Source organism: Bacillus sp. LH1 (genome assembly GCF_057924895.1).
Genome location: NZ_CM175007.1, coordinates 804,822 through 824,139 on the forward strand (window position 1 = coordinate 804,822; position 19,318 = coordinate 824,139).

20 protein-coding genes are annotated in these 19,318 nt (G+C 35.4%); 15 read left to right on the plus strand and 5 right to left on the minus strand.

Annotated elements, in window-relative coordinates; genetic code table 11:
- The first annotated feature begins 49 nt into the window (after positions 1-49).
- Genes ACX9TM_RS04150 through ACX9TM_RS04180 form a run of 7 tightly spaced genes read left to right on the plus strand, consistent with a single transcriptional unit; the run spans position 50 to position 4,080 of the window.
- The gene (locus tag ACX9TM_RS04150; RefSeq protein ID WP_000023952.1) at positions 50-610 is read left to right on the plus strand and encodes a sulfurtransferase TusA family protein; all 561 of its coding nucleotides are present in this window, start codon (positions 50-52) and stop codon (positions 608-610) included.
- Positions 611-648: 38 nt separating this feature from the next.
- The gene (locus ACX9TM_RS04155) at positions 649-1,779 is read left to right on the plus strand and encodes an MBL fold metallo-hydrolase (protein WP_065381826.1); all 1,131 of its coding nucleotides are present in this window, start codon (positions 649-651) and stop codon (positions 1,777-1,779) included.
- A gap of 27 nt (positions 1,780-1,806) precedes the next feature.
- Positions 1,807-2,037, plus strand: coding sequence for a sulfurtransferase TusA family protein (locus ACX9TM_RS04160; protein ID WP_002093886.1), 231 nt, complete (start codon positions 1,807-1,809; stop codon positions 2,035-2,037).
- Between the two features lie 38 nt (positions 2,038-2,075).
- Complete coding sequence (locus ACX9TM_RS04165) at positions 2,076-2,435, plus strand: rhodanese-like domain-containing protein (protein ID WP_001092318.1); 360 nt, start codon at positions 2,076-2,078, stop codon at positions 2,433-2,435.
- A 14-nt stretch (positions 2,436-2,449) separates the two neighbouring features.
- Positions 2,450-2,746 carry a rhodanese-like domain-containing protein gene (locus ACX9TM_RS04170; RefSeq protein ID WP_000661810.1) on the plus strand — a complete coding sequence of 99 codons (297 nt, stop codon included), beginning with the start codon at positions 2,450-2,452 and terminating at the stop codon, positions 2,744-2,746.
- A gap of 57 nt (positions 2,747-2,803) precedes the next feature.
- Positions 2,804-3,283, plus strand: coding sequence for a DsrE/DsrF/DrsH-like family protein (locus tag ACX9TM_RS04175; RefSeq protein WP_000437728.1), 480 nt, complete (start codon positions 2,804-2,806; stop codon positions 3,281-3,283).
- A 32-nt stretch (positions 3,284-3,315) separates the two neighbouring features.
- The gene (locus tag ACX9TM_RS04180; protein ID WP_000017251.1) at positions 3,316-4,080 is read left to right on the plus strand and encodes a sulfite exporter TauE/SafE family protein; all 765 of its coding nucleotides are present in this window, start codon (positions 3,316-3,318) and stop codon (positions 4,078-4,080) included.
- A 33-nt stretch (positions 4,081-4,113) separates the two neighbouring features.
- On the opposite strand, the gene ACX9TM_RS04185 is transcribed toward ACX9TM_RS04180, so the two are convergent.
- Positions 4,114-4,554 carry a hypothetical protein gene (locus ACX9TM_RS04185; RefSeq protein ID WP_000642362.1) on the minus strand — a complete coding sequence of 147 codons (441 nt, stop codon included), beginning with the start codon at positions 4,552-4,554 and terminating at the stop codon, positions 4,114-4,116.
- Between the two features lie 148 nt (positions 4,555-4,702).
- Positions 4,703-5,902 (minus strand): LCP family protein, encoded by a 1,200-nt coding sequence (locus ACX9TM_RS04190; RefSeq protein WP_000437390.1) that lies wholly within the window; start codon positions 5,900-5,902, stop codon positions 4,703-4,705.
- 314 nt (positions 5,903-6,216) lie between these two features.
- Between ACX9TM_RS04190 and ACX9TM_RS04195 the strand changes: the two genes are divergently transcribed.
- Positions 6,217-7,212: a YhdH/YhfP family quinone oxidoreductase gene (locus ACX9TM_RS04195; RefSeq protein ID WP_001016960.1), complete on the plus strand. Its 996-nt coding sequence runs from the start codon at positions 6,217-6,219 to the stop codon at positions 7,210-7,212.
- A 37-nt stretch (positions 7,213-7,249) separates the two neighbouring features.
- On the opposite strand, the gene ACX9TM_RS04200 is transcribed toward ACX9TM_RS04195, so the two are convergent.
- Entirely contained in the window at positions 7,250-8,905 is a 1,656-nt protein-coding gene (locus tag ACX9TM_RS04200) for a Na/Pi cotransporter family protein (RefSeq protein ID WP_000456278.1), read from the minus strand.
- Between the two features lie 351 nt (positions 8,906-9,256).
- Positions 9,257-10,459 (minus strand): MFS transporter, encoded by a 1,203-nt coding sequence (locus ACX9TM_RS04205; protein ID WP_000503239.1) that lies wholly within the window; start codon positions 10,457-10,459, stop codon positions 9,257-9,259.
- 319 nt (positions 10,460-10,778) lie between these two features.
- On the opposite strand from ACX9TM_RS04205, the gene ACX9TM_RS04210 reads away from it, so the two are divergent.
- The 7 genes from ACX9TM_RS04210 to ACX9TM_RS04240 all read left to right on the plus strand — a co-directional run bounded on the left by ACX9TM_RS04210 (position 10,779) and on the right by ACX9TM_RS04240 (position 17,345).
- A complete protein-coding gene (locus ACX9TM_RS04210) occupies positions 10,779-11,867 on the plus strand; it encodes a DUF871 domain-containing protein (RefSeq protein ID WP_001253349.1) in 1,089 nt (362 codons plus the stop codon).
- A gap of 76 nt (positions 11,868-11,943) precedes the next feature.
- Complete coding sequence (locus tag ACX9TM_RS04215; RefSeq protein WP_065381825.1) at positions 11,944-13,884, plus strand: BglG family transcription antiterminator; 1,941 nt, start codon at positions 11,944-11,946, stop codon at positions 13,882-13,884.
- A 110-nt stretch (positions 13,885-13,994) separates the two neighbouring features.
- Positions 13,995-14,315 carry a PTS lactose/cellobiose transporter subunit IIA gene (locus ACX9TM_RS04220; protein ID WP_000774631.1) on the plus strand — a complete coding sequence of 107 codons (321 nt, stop codon included), beginning with the start codon at positions 13,995-13,997 and terminating at the stop codon, positions 14,313-14,315.
- Between the two features lies 1 nt (position 14,316).
- Entirely contained in the window at positions 14,317-14,622 is a 306-nt protein-coding gene (locus tag ACX9TM_RS04225) for a PTS sugar transporter subunit IIB (RefSeq protein ID WP_000275641.1), read from the plus strand.
- A gap of 83 nt (positions 14,623-14,705) precedes the next feature.
- A complete protein-coding gene (locus tag ACX9TM_RS04230) occupies positions 14,706-16,016 on the plus strand; it encodes a PTS sugar transporter subunit IIC (protein ID WP_001013053.1) in 1,311 nt (436 codons plus the stop codon).
- Positions 15,992-16,270 (plus strand): hypothetical protein, encoded by a 279-nt coding sequence (locus ACX9TM_RS04235; RefSeq protein ID WP_000900048.1) that lies wholly within the window; start codon positions 15,992-15,994, stop codon positions 16,268-16,270. Before ACX9TM_RS04230 ends, ACX9TM_RS04235 begins: the two co-directional genes overlap by 25 nt.
- A complete protein-coding gene (locus ACX9TM_RS04240; RefSeq protein ID WP_000440054.1) occupies positions 16,260-17,345 on the plus strand; it encodes a DUF871 domain-containing protein in 1,086 nt (361 codons plus the stop codon). Before ACX9TM_RS04235 ends, ACX9TM_RS04240 begins: the two co-directional genes overlap by 11 nt.
- A gap of 276 nt (positions 17,346-17,621) precedes the next feature.
- On the opposite strand, the gene entC is transcribed toward ACX9TM_RS04240, so the two are convergent.
- Positions 17,622-19,013, minus strand: coding sequence for a cell wall-binding protein EntC (gene entC / locus ACX9TM_RS04245; RefSeq protein ID WP_000421966.1), 1,392 nt, complete (start codon positions 19,011-19,013; stop codon positions 17,622-17,624).
- Positions 19,014-19,318: the final 305 nt, after the last annotated feature.

Below are 19,318 nucleotides of genomic sequence, written 5' to 3' on the forward strand. Positions count from 1 at the left end.
TCAATATACCCCTATAGGTATATGTATATAAATTGTGGAGGAATCGATTATGAGTATAAAAGTGGATATGAGTTTAGATTGTAAAGGTTTGGCTTGTCCGATGCCTATTGTGAAAACGAAGAAGGCGATAGAAGGATTAGCACCAGGGCAAGTGATTGAAGTTAAGGCAACAGATAAAGGATCTACGGTAGATATAAAAAGTTGGGCTAGTAAAGTAGGACATCAATATATCGGGACGAAACACGAGGGTGATGTATTGGTGCATTATGTTAGGAAAGCAAACGAGCATGAAGTGAATGAAGTTGTGAAATATCCACATACAATTACGAATGCAGAATTACAGTCTATATTGTCTCATGGAGAAGAGAGCATTGTATTAGATGTTCGCGAAGCAGCGGAATTTGCTTTTGGCCATATTCCATCCGCCATTTCGGTGCCATTAGGTGAATTAGACAGCGCAGTATTAGATAAGATGAAGCAAATTTATGTTATTTGTCGAACTGGTAACCGTAGTGATGTAGCTTGCCACATGTTGAAAGAGAAAGGTTATGCAAATGTGAAAAATGTCATCCCAGGCATGTTAGAGTGGAAAGGGAATGTGGAAAAATAAAATTTTTTAAATAAAAATATACCTACGGGGGTAATGAGATGGATATTAAAGCATTACAAGCAAAAGATGTTGCAGAGAAAGTTTTATTCGGAGAGTTATTCATTTTAGATGTTCGTAATGAGGCGGATTATGAAGATTGGAAAATTGAAGGGAAACAAGTTTCTTCTATTAATAAACCTTATTTTGACTTGTTAGATGGTGTAGATCATATTGTCAGTGAACTACCTAAAGATAAAGATGTTTTAGTAGTATGTGCAAAAGAAGGGTCTTCTATATTTGTGGCAGAGCAATTAACAGAGGCTGGATTAGAAAATATTTATTATTTATCTGGTGGTATGAAGGCTTGGAGTGAATATGTAAAGCCTATAAAAGTGGGAGATTTAAAAGATGGCGGAAGTATGTATCAGTTTAACCGTCTTGGAAAAGGTTGTTTATCATATATGGTTATTTCAAACGGTGAAGCAGCAGTTATTGATGCGGTAAGGACAGCCGAGGCATATGAAGAATTTGCGAAAGAGCATGCTGTTACGATTACGAATGTAATGGATACACATTTACATGCAGACCATATTTCTGGAGGACGTAAGTTAGCGGAAAAAGTAGGGGGTACGTATTGGTTACCGCCAAAAGATGCGGAGGAAGTCGTTTTCTCATACGAACCGCTCGTTGAAGGATCTGTTATTACGGTGGGGGGTACTAAAATTGAAATTGACGCGTTATACTCACCAGGGCATACGATTGGAAGTACGTCATTCATTGTAGATGATTCTTATTTATTATCAGGCGATATTTTATTTGTAGATTCAATTGGGCGTCCTGATCTTGCTGGTAAGGCTGAAGATTGGGTGAGTGATTTACGTAATACTTTGTATAGCCGATATAAAGAGCTATCTCAAAATTTAGTTGTGTTACCGGCTCATTATTCAAAAATAAGTGAAATGAACGAAAGTAGTATTGTTAGCGCAAAATTAAAAGATTTATTTGAGCATAATGCAGGATTAAATATTGAGGATGAGGGAGAGTTCCGTAAAGTTGTAACAGAAAACTTACCACCTCAGCCAAATGCATATGAAGAAATTCGTCAAACCAATATGGGTAAAATTCACCCGAGTGTGGATAAAGAGCGTGAAATGGAGATTGGTCCAAATCGTTGTGCAGTGCACGAATAATGAAATAAATAAAAAATGGAGGAATTGATGATGAATATAAAACAAGTGTTAGATGCGAAAGGTTTAGCCTGTCCAATGCCGATTGTAAGAACAAAGAGAGCAATGGATGCTCTACAAACTGGAGAAGTGTTAGAAATACATGTAACGGATAAAGGGTCAGTTAAGGATATTCCAGCGTGGGCAAATAAATGTGGCCATGACATCGTAAAGCTTGAAGAAGAAGGCGATGTGCTGAAGTTTTGGATTAGGAAGGCGTAGTGAAGCAATAGTTTTGTAAATATAGAGAGGTTGGTTATATGAACACAATATTAAGTACGCTTTTCATTGTACTTGCTGCATGGTTTGTTATTTCACGATTTTTACCAGTGAAAGGTGTTCAAAATATAAATGGCAAAGAATTGAAAAGTATAGTGGGGAAAAAGGGGAAGTATTTTATTGATGTCCGTACAGTAGGTGAATATAGAGGGAATCATATGAAAGGCTTTCAAAATATCCCCCTAAATGATCTAGCAAGTAAGGCGAATCAATTAGATAAGAATAAGGAAGTAATCGTTATTTGCCAAAGTGGAATGAGAAGTAAGCAAGCAGCAAAGGTATTGAAAAAACTAGGGTTTCAGCAAGTAATAAACGTTTCAGGTGGTATGAATGGTTTGTGAGGAGGAAATTTAAAATGAAAGAAATGACTACAAAAGAATTAGAAGAAAAATTGTTGCGTAAAGAAGCGGTAAATATTGTGGATGTACGTGAAGTAGAAGAAGTAGCTGAAGGGAAAATTCCAGAAGCATGTAATATTCCACTAGGACTATTAGAGTTTCGTATGCATGAATTAAATAAAAATCAGGAATATATTATCGTTTGTCGTTCAGGCGGGAGAAGTGCAAGAGCTGTTCAATTTTTAGAAAGTTACGGTTTTCAAGTAATCAATGTGGTAGGTGGTATGTTAGCTTGGGAAGGAAAAGTAGAATAGGGAGAAACAATTTTTATAAATAAAAATACCCCTATAGGTAATTGGAGGGAGAACAATATGGAACAACAGAAGAAAACAACAATCGTTTTATTTAGCGGAGATTACGATAAAGCAATGGCTGCTTATATTATTGCAAATGGTGCAGCGGCGTATGATCAAGAGGTAACTATTTTTCATACTTTCTGGGGATTAAATGCTTTAAGGAAAGATGAGCATGTGAAGGTAAAGAAAACTTTTATAGAAAAAGTGTTTGGAAAAATGATGCCACGCGGTGCGGATAAGATGGGATTATCAAAAATGAATTTTGCAGGTATGGGACCAAAGATGATTAAAGGTATTATGAAAAAACATAATGCGATGCCTTTACCAGATTTAATCGATTTGGCGAAAGAACAGGGGATTAAACTTGTCGCTTGTCAAATGACAGTAGATTTATTAGGGTTAAAAGAGGAAGAGATTATGGAAGGGGTAGAGTTTGCAGGTGTAGGGGCATATTTAGCAGATGCTTCGGATGGGAATGTAAACTTATTCATTTAATCACCTTCTTTTTAGAAGGAGGGGGATGTAAGGTGAGTGGAGTATTATTACTTTTTATAATTGGGTTTATAGGATCGTTTATATCAGGAATGGTTGGAATTGGCGGTGCAATTATTAATTATCCGATGATCTTATATATTCCAGTATTGTTAGGATTTACTGGCTATACGTCACATGAAGTGAGCGGTATTACAGCGGTACAAGTATTCTTTGCAACTTTTGCAGGTGCCTGGGCATATCGGAAAAGTACTGATATGAATAAAATGTTAGTTGTGTATATGGGAGCTAGTATATTAATAGGAAGTTTTATAGGAAGTTTTAGTGCAAATCTATTAGATGAACACGCTGTAAATGTTGTTTATACAGTATTGGCGACCATTGCAGCTATGATGATGTTTGTACCGAAGAAAAATAATAGTGGAGCAGTTAAGTATAATAAATGGTTAGCAAGTGTGTTAGCGTTTATTGTAGGAGGTGTTTCGGGCATTATTGGAGCTGGAGGTGCGTTTCTTTTAGTTCCTATTATGCTAGTTATTTTAAAATTACCATTGCGCATGACGATAGCGACATCTATCGCTATTACGTTTATTTCCTCAGTAGGGATTACGACTGGAAAAGTGATTACTGGACAAGTAGTTATCATTCCAGCTCTAATTATTGCGGTTGCAAGTATATTTGCTGCGCCACTTGGAGCGCGAGTCGGGAAGAGGATAAATCAAAAAGTACTACAATATATGTTATCGATTTTAATTGTCGGCACTGCTGTTAAGATGTGGATTGATATGATATCGAAATAAAAGGATGGCGCTGCTTGCAGCCCATCCTTTTATTTATGCCCAAATAACTTTCATTAAGTTTTTATATTCGTCATTCGCTAATTTATATAGCATTCTCGTATGTTCAAAGACAAGTGCTGGATTAAAGTTTGGTTCTGAGAATGCAAGAGATGTTGAAATATCAATTGCATTTTGCTTATTTAATGTGAATTTTGCAAAGCGATAAGATGTATTTAATTCATTGATGACATGTAAAATATCATTTGTTGATGTTGCATCAGGTACGTGAGCAACATTGAAGCAGTATATATCCACCGTAGGATGTTCGTTTTGGAAAGCAGCGATAAGTTGAATCTTTGCGCCAGCTTCAGTCTCTAATCCTACTGAAAAATGAACAGAGCCATCATTTTCATCTATATTTTCTTCCATGTATATATCGTTGGATTTTAAGTAGTCTTTAAAATCTGAGATGTTATGTTTTACTGCAGCTTTCATATGTATGAGCCCCCTGATAATTGGAATAGATTGCTACTATTTATTATAATTTAAAAATATTAAAAAAGATAGTTAGAAAGTTCTGATTTTTAATTCTGAAGAAATAAAAAGAAGCCGTACTCTACCTCCATAGAGTACGGCTTCTTTACTATTCATTGTCGTTAGACGATGTTTCTGTATCTTCACTGCTATTTTTGTTCTTATTTTTCACTTCATTGTTACTTGATTCGCGTTCACTTGAATTTTCAGACTTAGATTCTTTTGTCTTTTTCGAATCAGAGTCTGAGTCAAACTTTGTATATGCAGGTAGTCCAAGATGAGTACGAAGTTCATTTGTAACATTAGCTAATTCTTTTTTATCTGGATTGTAGTAGTAAGTTCGACCACCACCAGCAGATTTGCTACAAGTATCGTCACCTTTTGCCATATAGCAATCATCACCTTGGATTTGTAATTTCTCAATTTCCGAATCCGATCCATATTTATAGAATGACAGCATATCATCAAATGTTAAGTTTGTAACGAATTGGCCGTTAATATCATCAATGATGTTGCCAACTTTTGTTACAGAACCAACACTTGTTAGTTTCTTTAAAATAGCCTCGATAACGAGTTGTTGACGTTGTCCACGCATTGCATCACTATCGATGTGTCTTGTTCTAGCAAGAGCAAGAGCTTCTTCGCCATTTAGCTTTTGAACACCTTTTTCTAGGTGAATAGCCTCAGCATTATCATTGCTATCTTGCTCAGTAAATTCAACTGGTACATCAACTTCAACACCGCCCAAGTCATCGACGATTTTTATAAATGATTTAAAGTTGAATTTTACAAAATAATCGACAGGAACATTCATTAATTTTTCAACTGCATCAATGCTTGCTTGTGGTCCACCATTTTTTCCGTTTTTAGCAGAACCGAATGCATGAGCGTGTGTAATTTTATCTTTTTTCTTTTCTATTGGAATATAAGTATATGTGTCACGTGGGATACTTAATAGTTTAACAGTTTTGCTATCTTTATTAAATGTTGCAAGTAAAAGCGCGTCTGTTCTTATAGCTTCACCATATTCTTTTCCACGGACATCGCTTTCATCAACACCCATTATTAAAACAGAGACATTGTTTGTAATAGGTTTTACAGCCTTATCACGTAAATCAGATTTATCACCGCGTGCTAAATCGTGTGCGGCATTTCGAACAGCAGAAGATGCTTTATTTACTAAAAACCAAGTATAACCGCCGCCTATTAATAAAACGAATAGTATAGCGCTTATAATAATTTTTATTTTTTTCTTATTTTTTTTCGGTTTATTGCGTGTATTTTCTTGCAAAGATGGGTTTTGCTCCATTTCCTGTACTCCTTCATTTGGATTGAAATACGACACTCATATCCACTTATTATAATGAAATTTAGCGAAAAAAAACATTACAAAACATTTACATTTCGTAAAAATTCAATATATTTATAAAAAGTCAGATTTTCTATATTATATTTTTGAGATGTAGAATAAGTATAAGTTGTTTTAGTAGAAATGAAAATATGTATTGTGAGAAAGTGATAGAGAAGTAAGATTTGTTGAAATATAGCCAAGAAGAAACGAGTAGGTTTACTAAGTTTTTCTATATAATAAAGAAGAACTTTACGGATAAAGGAGAGAGCATAATGAATCATACATCATTCCGAGCAATCGTTGTGAACGAAAAGGAAAATCATCAGTTTGTAAGAAAAGTTGTTGAGAGAGAAGTAAGTAGTTTACCTGAAGGAGACGTATTCATACAAGTTCATTATTCTTCATTAAATTATAAAGATGCTCTTTCAGCTACTGGTAATAAGGGTGTTACGAGAACATATCCTCATACGCCAGGAATTGATGCTGCAGGAGTGGTTGTGAGTAGTGAAGATGCTACCATTAAAGCAGGAGATCAAGTTATTGTAACGGGATATGACTTAGGTATGAATACCTCTGGTGGTTTCGGAGAATATATTCGCGTGCCATCATCTTGGGTCGTGCCTTTACCGGAAGGAATGTCATTAAAGGAAAGTATGATGTATGGGACAGCAGGTTTTACTGCGGCTTTGTCGGTATATAAGCTTATTGGAGCAGGAGTCAAGCCTAGTATGGGAGATGTTTTAGTAACGGGTGCTACAGGCGGCGTAGGGAGTGTAGCTGTTAGTATATTAAGTAAGCTAGGGTTTAACGTAGTAGGAGCGACAGGAAAAATGGAAGAGGAAGATATGCTACTACGTCTAGGAGCGAAAAAGGTGATTCATCGCGCGGAATTGAATGATGAATCAGGAAGACCGATGTTAAAAGGGATATACGCGGGAGTTATCGATACTGTAGGTGGACATATGCTAGAAACAGCTTTAAAAACAGTAAAGTATGGTGGTTGTGTAACGACATGCGGTAATGTGGCAGGCCAGGAACTACAAACAACGGTATATCCGTTTATTTTACGAGGTATAAGCCTTTTAGGGATAGATTCCGTGCAATGCCCAGTAGATGTGAGAAGAGATGTTTGGACGCTTTTAGCGAAAGAATGGGGAAATAAAGAGTTACTATCTTATACAGAAGAATGTACATTAGAAGAATTAGAGAAGAAGTTTGCACTTATATTGCAAGGAAAGTTAAAAGGAAGAACAGTTGTTAAAATATAATGAAAAAAGAGACGCTTAAGTTAGCGTCTCTTTCTTATTATAATGATTGTTTTAGATTGATTTTTCCTTGTTCACCTAAAACACCGTCAGCGATATTTACAGCGTGATCGCCAATGCGCTCTAAGTTACTTACCATATCGACGAAGATGATACTTGCATCACCTGAACAGCTGCGTTCGTTTAGACGTAATACGTGACGTTTACGAAGAACACGTTCCATTTGGTCGATTTTGCGTTCTTTGGCAATAACAGTTTGAGCTAGTTCAGTATCGAAGTTTGTTAAAGCTTCAACTGAGTCTTGCAGTGTTGAAATTGTTAACTCAAGCATTTCGTTTAATTCAGCTAATGCTTCATCTGATAGTGAAACACGGTTTGAAATTTGGAAATCTACAAGTTCTACAAGGTTTTCTACATGATCACCGACACGTTCAATATCTCCAACAACACCTGCTAAAACAGAATGTTTTTCAGAATCCGTAGGTGAAAGTGGCTTTTCTGATAGTAAAACTAAATACTCGGTAATTTTTTTATCTAAATTGTTAATAGCTCCTTCTAATTGAGTAGCCATGTTTGCGTGTTTTTTGTCTTGTGTATTTAAAAATTGATTTGCTTCTTTTAATCCATGTAATGAGAACTCAGCCATACGGATAATCTCTTTTTGAGCTTCAGTTAAAGCGATGGCTGGAGATTGTTCAATAAAGATTGGATTTAAATGTTGTGGTTTGAAGTCAATCGCTGCATCTTCACCACGAATAATTTTTGTTACGATCCATGCTAACACTGCAATAAACGGGAATTGAATGATTGTATTTGTTACGTTAAATGTTCCGTGTGCAAATGCAATAGTCATTTCTGGATTCAAGTTTAATGATGTTTGGAAATATTGAATTAAACTTGTAAATGGTATTAATAAAATTGTAAAGATAATTGTACCGATAATATTAAAGATAACGTGAACTAATGCTGCACGTCTTGCTGCAATTGAAGTACCGATTGCTGCTAATACAGCTGTAATTGTTGTACCGATGTTATCACCGAATAATACAGGAAGAGCTGCTTGTAAATCGATTGCACCTTGACCGAATAGTTCTTGTAAAATACCGATTGTTGCACTTGAACTTTGTACAATTAAAGTAAAGACTGTACCGACAACAATTCCTAAAATTGGATTATCACTCATGCTCACTGTTAATTCTTGGAATGATTCTAAAGAACGAAGAGGTTTCATACCTGCGCTCATTAATTCTAAACCGAAGAATAACATACCAAAACCGAATACAACTTGACCTACAGAATGTACTTTTTTATTTTTAAAGAAGAATAGTAAGATTGCTCCAACTGCCATAACTGGGAGAGCATATTCTCCGATTTTAATTCCGATAATAAATGCAGTAACTGTCGTACCGATGTTTGCACCCATAATAACACCGATTGCTTGTCTTAATGTCATAAATCCGGCACTTACAAGTCCGACTGTTAAAGCGGTTGTTCCTGAACTGGATTGGATTAATACAGTAACTAACATACCTGCTAGTACACCCATAAGTGGGTTTGTTGTAAAACGATCTAGAATATCGCGAAGACGATCTCCAGCTGCTTGTTGCAGTCCATCGCCCATGTATTTAATCCCGAATAAGAAAATACCTAATCCACCAATGAACTGGAAGATCATATCTTGAACATTATATTCCACGCATTCCACTCCTTAAATTTCATGTACGATGTAATTATTAACTGAACCTTGAGTCACTGTAAACGGTTTGCTAGTAAAATTTACACTAAATTTACAAAGGGAATAAAAGTTTACAATCCCTTAAAGAAACAACTGCATTTCATTGGTTTTTATCTTGTATAAATCTTAATTTTGTAAAGAAATCACACTTTTTAGAATAATGTTGTTCAGTCGAATATCAAGGAAAGCGTCTGCAAGTTCATCGTATATTTTTTGATGAACTTAAAAAAAATATGTAGGGAAATGCATGTAGTTTTAGAACAGCAAAATGAGGGAAAACAATTCTTTTAACATGATAAAAAAGCCACTGAATTATCCAGCAGCTTTTTCCGTGTTTTTATCGCCATGCTTTTGTTTTCTTATGCTTGTAATGTAAATGAAGAGAAAAGCAATAAGTAATAGAGAGGAGTAACGATATACAGTTGCATAGTTTGTAAAGTGAGCAATAAATCCAAAGATAATCGCTCCAGCGCCGATTCCAAGGTCAAATGCGGAGAAGAATGTAGCAGTTGCTACGCCGCGTCGATGCGGTGCTACGCGGTCAATCATCCATGCTTGTAGTGCAGGTTGGATCGCTCCAAAACCACTTCCGTAACATGCTGCAGCAATAATTAAGCTCGGAATTGTCGTCGTATACGACAATAAAATAATACCTGTAAACGTTATAATAACTCCCGGAATGATGACGAATGTATGGCCTTTCGCATCATATAGCTTTCCAGAGAATGGACGAGTCACAGCAATTGCTAGTGCGTTACATAAAAAGAAGAGACTAATATCAGCTATGCCGACTTCTGTAGCAAATAGTGTGATAAAACTTCCGATTCCTCCGTACATTAATGTAATACATAATATTAATAATGAAGGAAGTAAAGCTTTACGCTCAATAAATCCATCGAGAAAAGTACTAGATGATTGTTGTGGAGGCTGTTTCGTTTTTTGGATTTGAAGTAGTTTCGTTAATATTAATGAAACAATTGTGCACGATAATGCACATAAAAAAAGAATTGTGAAGTTATATGTTTGCATAAGCCATAGTCCGATAAGTGGACCGAGGGCCATTGCAATTGTTCCAGAAAGGCCAAAATATCCCATGCCTTCTCCGCGGCGAGCTGAGGGAATTAAATCAGAAACGACAGTTCCATATGTAGTCGTTGTAATACCGAAACCAGCTCCGTGCAAAATACGAACAGCAAGCAAGAGAAAAATAGTTGAGGCGAAAAGGTAACTGCCCATAGCGAGTAAACAGATAGCAGTACCGATCATTAAAATGATTTTTTTATTGAATTTTTGCAAGGCGTTCCCAGTTAGCGGTCTAACAAAAAGTGCCGCAACGGTAAACATACCGACAACAAATCCGATATTTGAACTTGTGCCACCAATTTCTTTCACATAAACAGGTAAGGTTGGAATTAACATTTGAAACCCTAAAAACATACATAAGTTTGCAAAAATTAAAGCAACAAACTCTTTTGTCCATAACGGTTCTCGTTTTACGAGTATTGCTTCTCCCATATATTCATCCCCTATATAAAATTTTCTCTTTTCTTTCGAGTATATGTATTGGCCAATGCAACAGTCAAGGAAGGTGTCTTGAAAACGGATAACAATTTTTAAGGTGAAAAACTGACAAATTTGTGTAAAGGCTACACAACTATGAAAAAAAGATGTAAAGTATAGATGTATAGACTTGTAGGTGTTAAGAATGATAGAAATTGTTTTTTCTTTAAAGAAAGCGGATTCAAAGGAGTAGTGAACAAGAAGGGGATATATACTTTTTCACTACATATATTTGAAAAGGTTTACAATATGATGAAGAAAGAGGCGTGTACATATGAGACGATTAGGTATTTCTATTTATCCAGAACATTCAACAGTAGAGAAAGATAAGGAGTATTTAACATTAGCAAGTAAATATGGGTTTACACGTGTGTTCACATGTTTATTATCTGTGGATGGAGAAAAAGAGAAAATTATTGAAGAATTTAAAGAAACGATCTCACATGCGAATGCATTAGGGTTCCAAGTATTAGTGGATATTAGTCCATCTGTTTTTGAACAATTAGGTATTTCGTATAATGATTTATCATTCTTCCATGAATTGGGTGCGTACGGTATTCGTTTAGATGTTGGTTTTTCAGGATTAGAAGAATCAATTATGACTTATAATCCGTATGGTTTGAAAATTGAGATTAATATGAGCAATGGTACGAAGTATGTAGATAACATTATGAGTCATAGACCAAATCGTGAAAATTTAATTGGTTGTCATAATTTTTATCCGCATCGTTATTCAGGGTTATCATACGATCATTTCATTAAATGCTCGAAACAATTTAAAGATTACGGTATGAGAACGGCTGCTTTTATTTCATCATTTGATGCAACATATGGACCTTGGCCAGTAACAGAAGGGTTATGTACATTAGAGCAGCATCGTGAATTACCGATGACAACACAGGCGAAACATTTATTCGCGACGGAATTAATTGATGATGTTATTATTGCAAACGCATATGCGTCAGAAGAAGAATTACAAGCACTAGGTGCATTAAATAAAGAGAAACAAACATTTGATATAGAAATATATGATACAACGACAGAACTAGAAAGAATTATCGTATTAAACGAACCACATTTTTATCGCGGAGATGTATCTGAATATATGATTCGTTCTACACAAAGTCGTGTGAAATATAAAAAAGAAGAGTTTAAACCTCATAATACGCGTGAAATTAAGCGTGGGGATTTATTAATTGATAATGAACAATATGGTCAGTATAAAGGCGAATTACAAATTGCATTAAAAGATATGGTGAATACAGGAAAAACAAATGTAGTTGGTCGAATTGTAGAAGAAGAGATTTTCTTACTAGACTATTTACAAGCATGGGATAAATTCGGATTTACATTAAAGAAATAGAGAGAATATAAAGGGGAAAAACTACTGATTTCAGCAGCTTTTCCCCCTTTATATATAAAGAGCGAGAGGAAGAGCTATGACAAAGGTGCATCAGCGATTAATTTCTATTTTAGAGGAATTTTTAGAAGAGAAATCGATGTTAAATCGAGCTTTTTTAGCGGGCCGTTTACATGTATCGACGAAGACGATTCAAAAGGATATAAAATTATTAAATGATATATTGGAAGAAAATGGAGCGAAAATCGAATCGCAAAGAGGGACTGGGTACGAATTAGAAATTATACAAAAGAAGAAATTTGAAGACTTTTGTGTGAGTCTATTTCAAAAACAGACGGAAAAGATCCCAACTTCTTATGAAGAAAGAATAGCGTACATTCTGCAGCGTGTTTTAATGACAGAGGGATATGTGAAGCTTTCAGAATTAGCGGAAGAGATGTATGTGAGCAAATCAACGGTCAATTTAATTATGAAAGATGTTACAGATATATGTGGTCGCTATAAATTACAAATTGAGAAGAGACCGTATTATGGTATACGTATTGTTGGAGAGGAATTTAATATTCGTTCTTGTTTATCACAATATGGTTTACCGCGTTATGACCATACTCCGTTTCATGAGCAATTTGAGCAGACGGAGACATATTTATCGCTACCGCATATATCACTCATTCGTTCAATTATATTAAAGTATATTGAAGGCGGAACAATATATTTATCTGATTTAGAAATTGATAATTTAGTCATTCATATTGCAATCGCATTAAAGCGTTGTCAAAGCCAACATTATATGAAAGGACTGCATGCGGAGCAATCAGAACTTATAATAAAGAAAGAATATACAATTGCGAAGCAGATTTTAGGAGATTTAGAGAAAGCGTTAAAATTTTCATTTCCAGAAGAAGAAGTATTATATGTGACGATGCATTTATTAAGTACTGCTGTTACAACGAGAAATCGCTATGAAAATATAGAAGAGCTATTAGGGAAAGATATATATGCATTTATGCAACATATTCTTTTTAAAGTAGCGGAAGAACGGAATCTTATTTTTTATTATGATGAAGAATTATTATTTGGATTTGGTATTCATTTAAAAACGTTATTAAATCGTTTGAAGTATAAGTTAAATACGAGAAATCCTCTTTTGGCAGAAGTGAAAAAGAATTATCCGTATGCTTTTGAAATTGCGGTTCTCGTTGGAGATATCATTGGTGAATATACGGGTGAATCGATCCCTGAAAGTGAAATTGGTTATATTGCAATTCACTTCGGTGGAGCTATGAGCCGTTTGCAGGAGCAAAATCAAAAGAAAAGATGCTTATTAGTTTGTGCGACTGGTCAAGGAAGTGCCCAACTATTAAAATATAAAATTTTATCACAGTTCCGAGATAAATTAGAGATTGTAGGTATTACAGGCTATTATCAATTGAAAGTAGAAGATCTTTATAAAGAAAAAATAGATTGTATTATTAGTACGATTCATATACCGAGTGGCTTGCCTGTTCCAGTTATAAAAGTGAATTCAATATTTGATGATAAAGAGATTAAATCGATTGGTCAGCGGTTGTTTACGCATGTGAATACTAGTGTGCAGCCTTATATTAAGGAAGATTTAATCTTTTTAAATTATAGTGCTTCTACGAAAGAGGATGTTATTCAGTTTTTATGTGAGAAAGCTGCTGAGAAACGCTATGTACCAAAAAACTTTTATGCTTCTGTTATGGAAAGAGAAAATACGTCTCCGACAGCGGTTGGGAATTCAGTTGCAATCCCGCATCCGATGCAGTTATTAAGTGAGGAAACTTTTTTGATGTTTTGCACACTTGAAAAGGCTGTTGATTGGGGAGATAAAAAAGTACAAGTAATTATTTTATTTAGTGTAAAGCGCAATAATAATGAAGATTTGCAAAGGCTTTATGATTTTTTATATGATATTATGTCTAGTCAAACTACGATAGAGAAACTTACTCAGACCGAGGTAATTGAAGATTTTCAAGAGATTTTATTATCATTTTGAAAAAGTATATAAAAACTTCCGTTACATAACGGAAGTTTTTTATGTTTAATTGTATGCGTTTTCATAATAAGATGGAAATATAGAAAACATATAGCTTGGGGGAATTTAAAATGGCTGATATGCAAACTCCATTTGCGTTAATTTTACATGGTGGCAATGCGAGAAGTGCGGCGCTTGAAGCAATTGCTTTTGCAAGACAAGGAGATTTCGGGAATGCCGGTGAAAAGATGAAACTTGCTAGTGAGGAAATTTCAGCAGCGCATCGTATTCAAACGGATTTAATTCAAGAAGAGGCAAGAGGAAATCATGCAGAAATTAGTTTACTGTTGGTGCACGCACAAGATCATTTAATGAATGCAATTACAGTGAAAGAACTGGCTGAAGAATTTATTGCTCTTCATAAACGAGTAGAAGAGAAAGTGACCGTATAAGATGTACATTTTATTATGTTGTGCAGCAGGTATGTCAACGAGTATGGTCGTAAGAAAAATGCAAGAAGAGGCAAAGAAACAGGGGAAGAATTATAAAATTAAGGCAGTTGATTCAGAACTAGTGAAGCTTGAAATTAAGGAAGCCGATGTCGTTTTAATTGGCCCACAGGTGAAATATTTATTTCCAGCTGTAGAGTTTCTTGCAAATTCATACAATATACCAGTTGCGATTATAGACCAACGAGATTATGGCATGTGTGATGGTTTGAAGGTGCTTAAGCAAGCAGAACAATTAGCTTTAGCATAATTATATCTTTTTAAATATAAACATTATAATGTTATAAAGTTTATTTCGTTCTTTTATAGTAGAGAGAAAGAGGAGGGCTATTGATGAATGGGTTTATGAGTTTTATGGAACAAAAGATTATGCCAACAACGCAAAAGATTGCAGGACAACGACATTTATTAGCAATTCGAAACGGGGTTATTTCTACATTACCGTTAACGATCGTCGGATCATTTTTTGTTATCTTTTTAAATTTACCAATTGATGCATATATGGAATGGATCGCACCGTTTCGCCATATTTTAGATATTCCATTCCGATTTACAGTAGGACTAATGGCGTTATACGCAGCGTTTGGTGTAGGGGCTTCGCTCGCGAACTTTTATCAGCTCAATCAGTTAAGTGCAGGGTTATTATCTGTACTCGCCTTTTTACTAGCATCAGTTGAACCAATTCAAATTACGAAAGCTGTACCAGGTGTTATTGATGCAGGGAGATATATTTCAGTAGGAACATTAAGTGCAACGTCTTTATTCGGCGCAATTGTTACAGCATTAATTGCAGTAGAAATTTATCATTTTATGATTAAGCATAATATCTCGATTAAATTACCAGATAGTGTACCACCAGCAGTTTCAAATTCGTTTGCAGCATTAATTCCAACATTAGCAGTTATTCTTTTATTCTGGGGCATTCGCTACGGTTTGAAATTTGATGTGAATACAACGATCACATATTTAATCGCACCATTAAAATCAGTATTAGTAGGAAATAATTTATTCGGTGGTTTATTAACAGTATTCTTAATCGTGTTTTTCTGGTCATTCGGTATACATGGACCAGCGATTTTAGGACCAATTATTCGTCCGATGTGGGATTCAGCAATTCTTGAAAATATGGAAGTATTCACGGCTACAGGAAATGCACATCAGTTACCAAACTTATTTACAGAGCAATTTATTCAATGGTTCGTATGGATTGGCGGATCAGGCTCAACGTTAGCTTTAGTAATTATGTTTATGTTCTCTAAATCTAAGTTCCTAAAAGAGTTAGGTAGATTATCATTCGTACCAGGTTTATTCAATATTAACGAACCAATTATTTTTGGGGCACCGATTGTAATGAACCCAATTCTAATTATTCCGTTCGTTATTACACCGTTAGTGACAACGACAGTATCATATTTTGCAGTTGTTTCAGGTATGATTCCACTTATGATGGCGAAACTGCCATTTACGATGTTAGCACCAATTGCAGCGGTAATTAGTACGGACTGGACAATTATGGCTGGTGTACTTGTACTTGTTAACTTTGTCATCTCATTCGTTATTTACTATCCATTCTTCAAAATGTATGAGAAACAACAATTAGCAGGAGAGGAGAAAACAGAATGCTCGGAGCAATTATCATCTTAATTACATTCGTGGTCGGACAGTGTATTGCCCATTATTCGAAATGGGTACAAAGTAAATCTTTATTAGTGTTACTACTAGTATCAGTTTTATTTATCGGTTGTTCAATGGGTGCATATGTAATGTTAGGATTGCAATCACCGTACGTAATTATTGTACCGACAATTTTATGTGCAACGTGTTTATCTGCAAAATATAGATTTACGAGCATGGCATTAATACAACGTGTGAAGGAGATGCAAAAGCATGGAGCGTAAATTAGGAATTTCACTTTATCCAGAACATTCAACGAAAGAAAAAGATATGGCTTATATTTCCGCAGCGGCACGACACGGTTTCTCAAGAATATTTACTTGTTTATTATCTGTGAATCGTCCGAAAGAAGAAATTGTAGCTGAATTTAAAGAGATTATCAATCACGCAAAAGATAACAATATGGAAGTTATTTTAGATGTAGCTCCAGCTGTGTTTGATCAGCTTGGTATTAGTTATAGCGATCTATCATTTTTCGCAGAATTAGGCGCAGACGGTATTCGTTTAGATGTAGGTTTTGACGGATTAACGGAAGCGAAAATGACGAATAATCCGTACGGTTTAAAAATTGAGTTAAATGTAAGTAACGATATTGCGTACTTAGAAAATATTCTTTCGCATCAAGCGAATAAATCAGCTTTAATTGGTTGCCATAATTTTTATCCGCAAAAATTCACTGGTCTTCCATACGATTATTTCATTCGCTGTAGTGAACGCTTTAAAAAGCATGGTATTCGCAGTGCAGCCTTTATTACATCACATGTCGCAAACATCGGTCCATGGGATATTAACGATGGATTATGTACATTAGAAGAGCATCGTAATTTACCAATTGAAGTACAAGCGAAGCATTTATGGGCAACAGGGTTAATTGATGATGTCATTATCGGAAATGCTTATGCGAGTGAGGAAGAGTTAGAGAAACTAGGAAACTTAAATCGCTACATGTTACAGCTAAAAGTGCACTTTGTAGACGAAGCGACTGAAGTAGAGAAGAGAGCTACGCTGCAAGAATTACACGTAAGGCGCGGCGACATAACAGAGTATATGGTACGTTCTACAGAAGTACGTAAAAAGTACAAAGATTATGACTTCCCAGTGCGTGAAAGTGTGCTGCAGGAAAGAGGGCAAGTTGTAATTGGAAACAATTCATTTGGTAAGTATAAAGGTGAACTGCAAATCATTCTGAAAGAAATGCCGATAGATGAACGGAAAAATATCGTCGGTACAATTGCGGAAGAGGAGTTATTCTTACTAGATTATGTAGGAGCTTGGACGCAGTTTACTTGTGTGGAATAGGGAAGATAGGGCGCGTTCCAAATTTTGGACCGCCTTTTTAATATTAAAGTACTTTTAACGTCAAAATTTGTCGGTAAATCGATATCTCTTGTCGAATCGTTGATATATTATAAGTTACGATAGATATATTCGAAAAATCGTTGATATATTGTAGGTTACGATAGATATATTTGAAAAATCGTTGATATAATTTCATTTACTATGTTATTTTTCAGTAGTTTAATAGAGCAAAAAAAGAGCCAGTCTCAACGATGAGACTGGCTCTTTTTTTACTAACTAGTTTAATACTTTAACTGTAACTGTTTTACGTCCCCAGCTACTTGATGAACCTTTATCTGGCATTAAAACATCAATTTTATTTCCTTTAATAGCTCCACCAGTATCACCAGCAATTGCTACTCCGTAACCTTCAACCCATACTTTTGAACCTAATGGAATGACACTTGGATCAACTGCAATTAGTTTCATGTTTGGATTAGCTGTTAAGTTGTGGCCTAAAGCTGATTTTACTTGGTCGCCTGCTTTATAACCATTTTCAAGTGGATCTGCTGTGTAAGCTGTTGCTACAACACGTAACTCACGAGAAGATGATGGTGCACTTGTTTCAGTTTCTTTTGCAACAGGTTGTTGTGTAGCTGGTTTTTGAGCTTTAGCCGCTTCTTGAGCCTTAGCCGCTTCACGAGCTTCAGCTGCTTCTTGAGCCTTAGCTGCTTCACGAGCTTCAGCTGCCTCTTGAGCTTTAGCTGCTTCACGAGCTTTAGCTGCTTCTTGAGCCTTAGCCGCTGCTTGAGCTTCAGCATCTGCTTGAGCTTTAGCTGCTTCACGAGCTTTAGCTGCCTCTTGAGCTTTAACTTCTGCTTGAGCTTCAGCATCTGCCTGAGCTTTAGCTGCTTCTTGAGCCTTAGCTGCTTCACGAGCTTTAGCCGCTTCTTGAGCTTTAACTTCTGCTTGGGCTTCAGCTGCTTCGCGAGCTTTAGTTGCTTCCACTGCTTTAGCTTTTGCTTGAGTTTCAGCTACTTCCTGAGCTTTAGCAGCTTCACGAACTTTAGCTGTATCTTGAACTGTAGTCGTTTTTTCAACTTTAGCTACTGGTTGAACTTTAACTGGTGCTTTACCTGTTAAGTAAGGAACATGAACATAAGCTGTTTTTCCGTTATATTCAAATTGAATCCAATCATTTTGTACTTGGTGTGTTGTTTCAATTACATCATCTTTTTTCAACTTACCAAGAATCTCTGAGTCTGTGTTTGCCCCAGCACGTACGTTTAATACGTTTGCTGTTACGTAGTAAGTGTCTTTTGTATAGTCAGCGCTTATGAAAGCTTCTTTACCGCTATTCAATTGAACTTTTGACCAACCATTTTCTGTATGTAAAACATTTACTTTATATCCATCTAATAATTTTCCTACAACTTTTGATTCAGTAGTTGGGTTTTCTCGTACGTTTAGTACGTCAGTCGTTACGATTGTTTCTGCTTTAGCAGATGTTGTGAAAATCCCAAGACCAAAAACCGCTGCTGTTGCTATACCCATAAATTTTTTCATAATAGCCTCCATTGCATTTGTTTTCGTTGACCTCATTATAGCAACCATTATTTTCTTATTTGCGAAAAACATAAAATTACAAAGCTTTCGTAACGGGGCATTAATATTCTGTAACAATTCCATAAATATCCTGATAGCGCTTCCTTGTTGTTTTTTGGCGTATTAGGGCATATGAAACACAAAATGAGTAGTATTTCAATTACTGTAACGTTAATAATGTTACAGTAATATTTCTTGATGATATCTATAGCGTTACAAAAACAGCTTATTTTACTGTTTGAATGGAAATTTAGTTATGAAACGATAATCTTTTTAGGCGTGAAAATATATAAATGAGGTGAAATTTAATAAAATATCGATATAATTGTTACAAAATCAGTCGAAGTATGGAAAAAATTACGCCTTGATTTTCGTCTATTACATAGTAT

Bases quoted from the DNA above. Each gene is read 5' to 3' on its own strand.
- ACX9TM_RS04215 (WP_065381825.1), top strand. From the start codon at position 11,944: ATGACAAAGGTGCATCAGCGATTAATTTCTATTTTAGAGGAATTTTTA.
- ACX9TM_RS04205 (WP_000503239.1), bottom strand. From the start codon at position 10,459: ATGGGAGAAGCAATACTCGTAAAACGAGAACCGTTATGGACAAAAGAG.
- ACX9TM_RS04240 (WP_000440054.1), top strand. From the start codon at position 16,260: ATGGAGCGTAAATTAGGAATTTCACTTTATCCAGAACATTCAACGAAA.
- ACX9TM_RS04210 (WP_001253349.1), top strand. From the start codon at position 10,779: ATGAGACGATTAGGTATTTCTATTTATCCAGAACATTCAACAGTAGAG.
- entC (WP_000421966.1), bottom strand. From the start codon at position 19,013: ATGGAATTGTTACAGAATATTAATGCCCCGTTACGAAAGCTTTGTAAT.
- ACX9TM_RS04195 (WP_001016960.1), top strand. From the start codon at position 6,217: ATGAATCATACATCATTCCGAGCAATCGTTGTGAACGAAAAGGAAAAT.
- ACX9TM_RS04190 (WP_000437390.1), bottom strand. From the start codon at position 5,902: ATGGAGCAAAACCCATCTTTGCAAGAAAATACACGCAATAAACCGAAA.
- ACX9TM_RS04150 (WP_000023952.1), top strand. From the start codon at position 50: ATGAGTATAAAAGTGGATATGAGTTTAGATTGTAAAGGTTTGGCTTGT.
- ACX9TM_RS04230 (WP_001013053.1), top strand. From the start codon at position 14,706: ATGAATGGGTTTATGAGTTTTATGGAACAAAAGATTATGCCAACAACG.
- ACX9TM_RS04160 (WP_002093886.1), top strand. From the start codon at position 1,807: ATGATGAATATAAAACAAGTGTTAGATGCGAAAGGTTTAGCCTGTCCA.
- ACX9TM_RS04220 (WP_000774631.1), top strand. From the start codon at position 13,995: ATGGCTGATATGCAAACTCCATTTGCGTTAATTTTACATGGTGGCAAT.
- ACX9TM_RS04235 (WP_000900048.1), top strand. From the start codon at position 15,992: ATGCTCGGAGCAATTATCATCTTAATTACATTCGTGGTCGGACAGTGT.
- ACX9TM_RS04225 (WP_000275641.1), top strand. From the start codon at position 14,317: ATGTACATTTTATTATGTTGTGCAGCAGGTATGTCAACGAGTATGGTC.
- ACX9TM_RS04170 (WP_000661810.1), top strand. From the start codon at position 2,450: ATGAAAGAAATGACTACAAAAGAATTAGAAGAAAAATTGTTGCGTAAA.
- ACX9TM_RS04185 (WP_000642362.1), bottom strand. From the start codon at position 4,554: ATGAAAGCTGCAGTAAAACATAACATCTCAGATTTTAAAGACTACTTA.
- ACX9TM_RS04155 (WP_065381826.1), top strand. From the start codon at position 649: ATGGATATTAAAGCATTACAAGCAAAAGATGTTGCAGAGAAAGTTTTA.
- ACX9TM_RS04165 (WP_001092318.1), top strand. From the start codon at position 2,076: ATGAACACAATATTAAGTACGCTTTTCATTGTACTTGCTGCATGGTTT.
- ACX9TM_RS04175 (WP_000437728.1), top strand. From the start codon at position 2,804: ATGGAACAACAGAAGAAAACAACAATCGTTTTATTTAGCGGAGATTAC.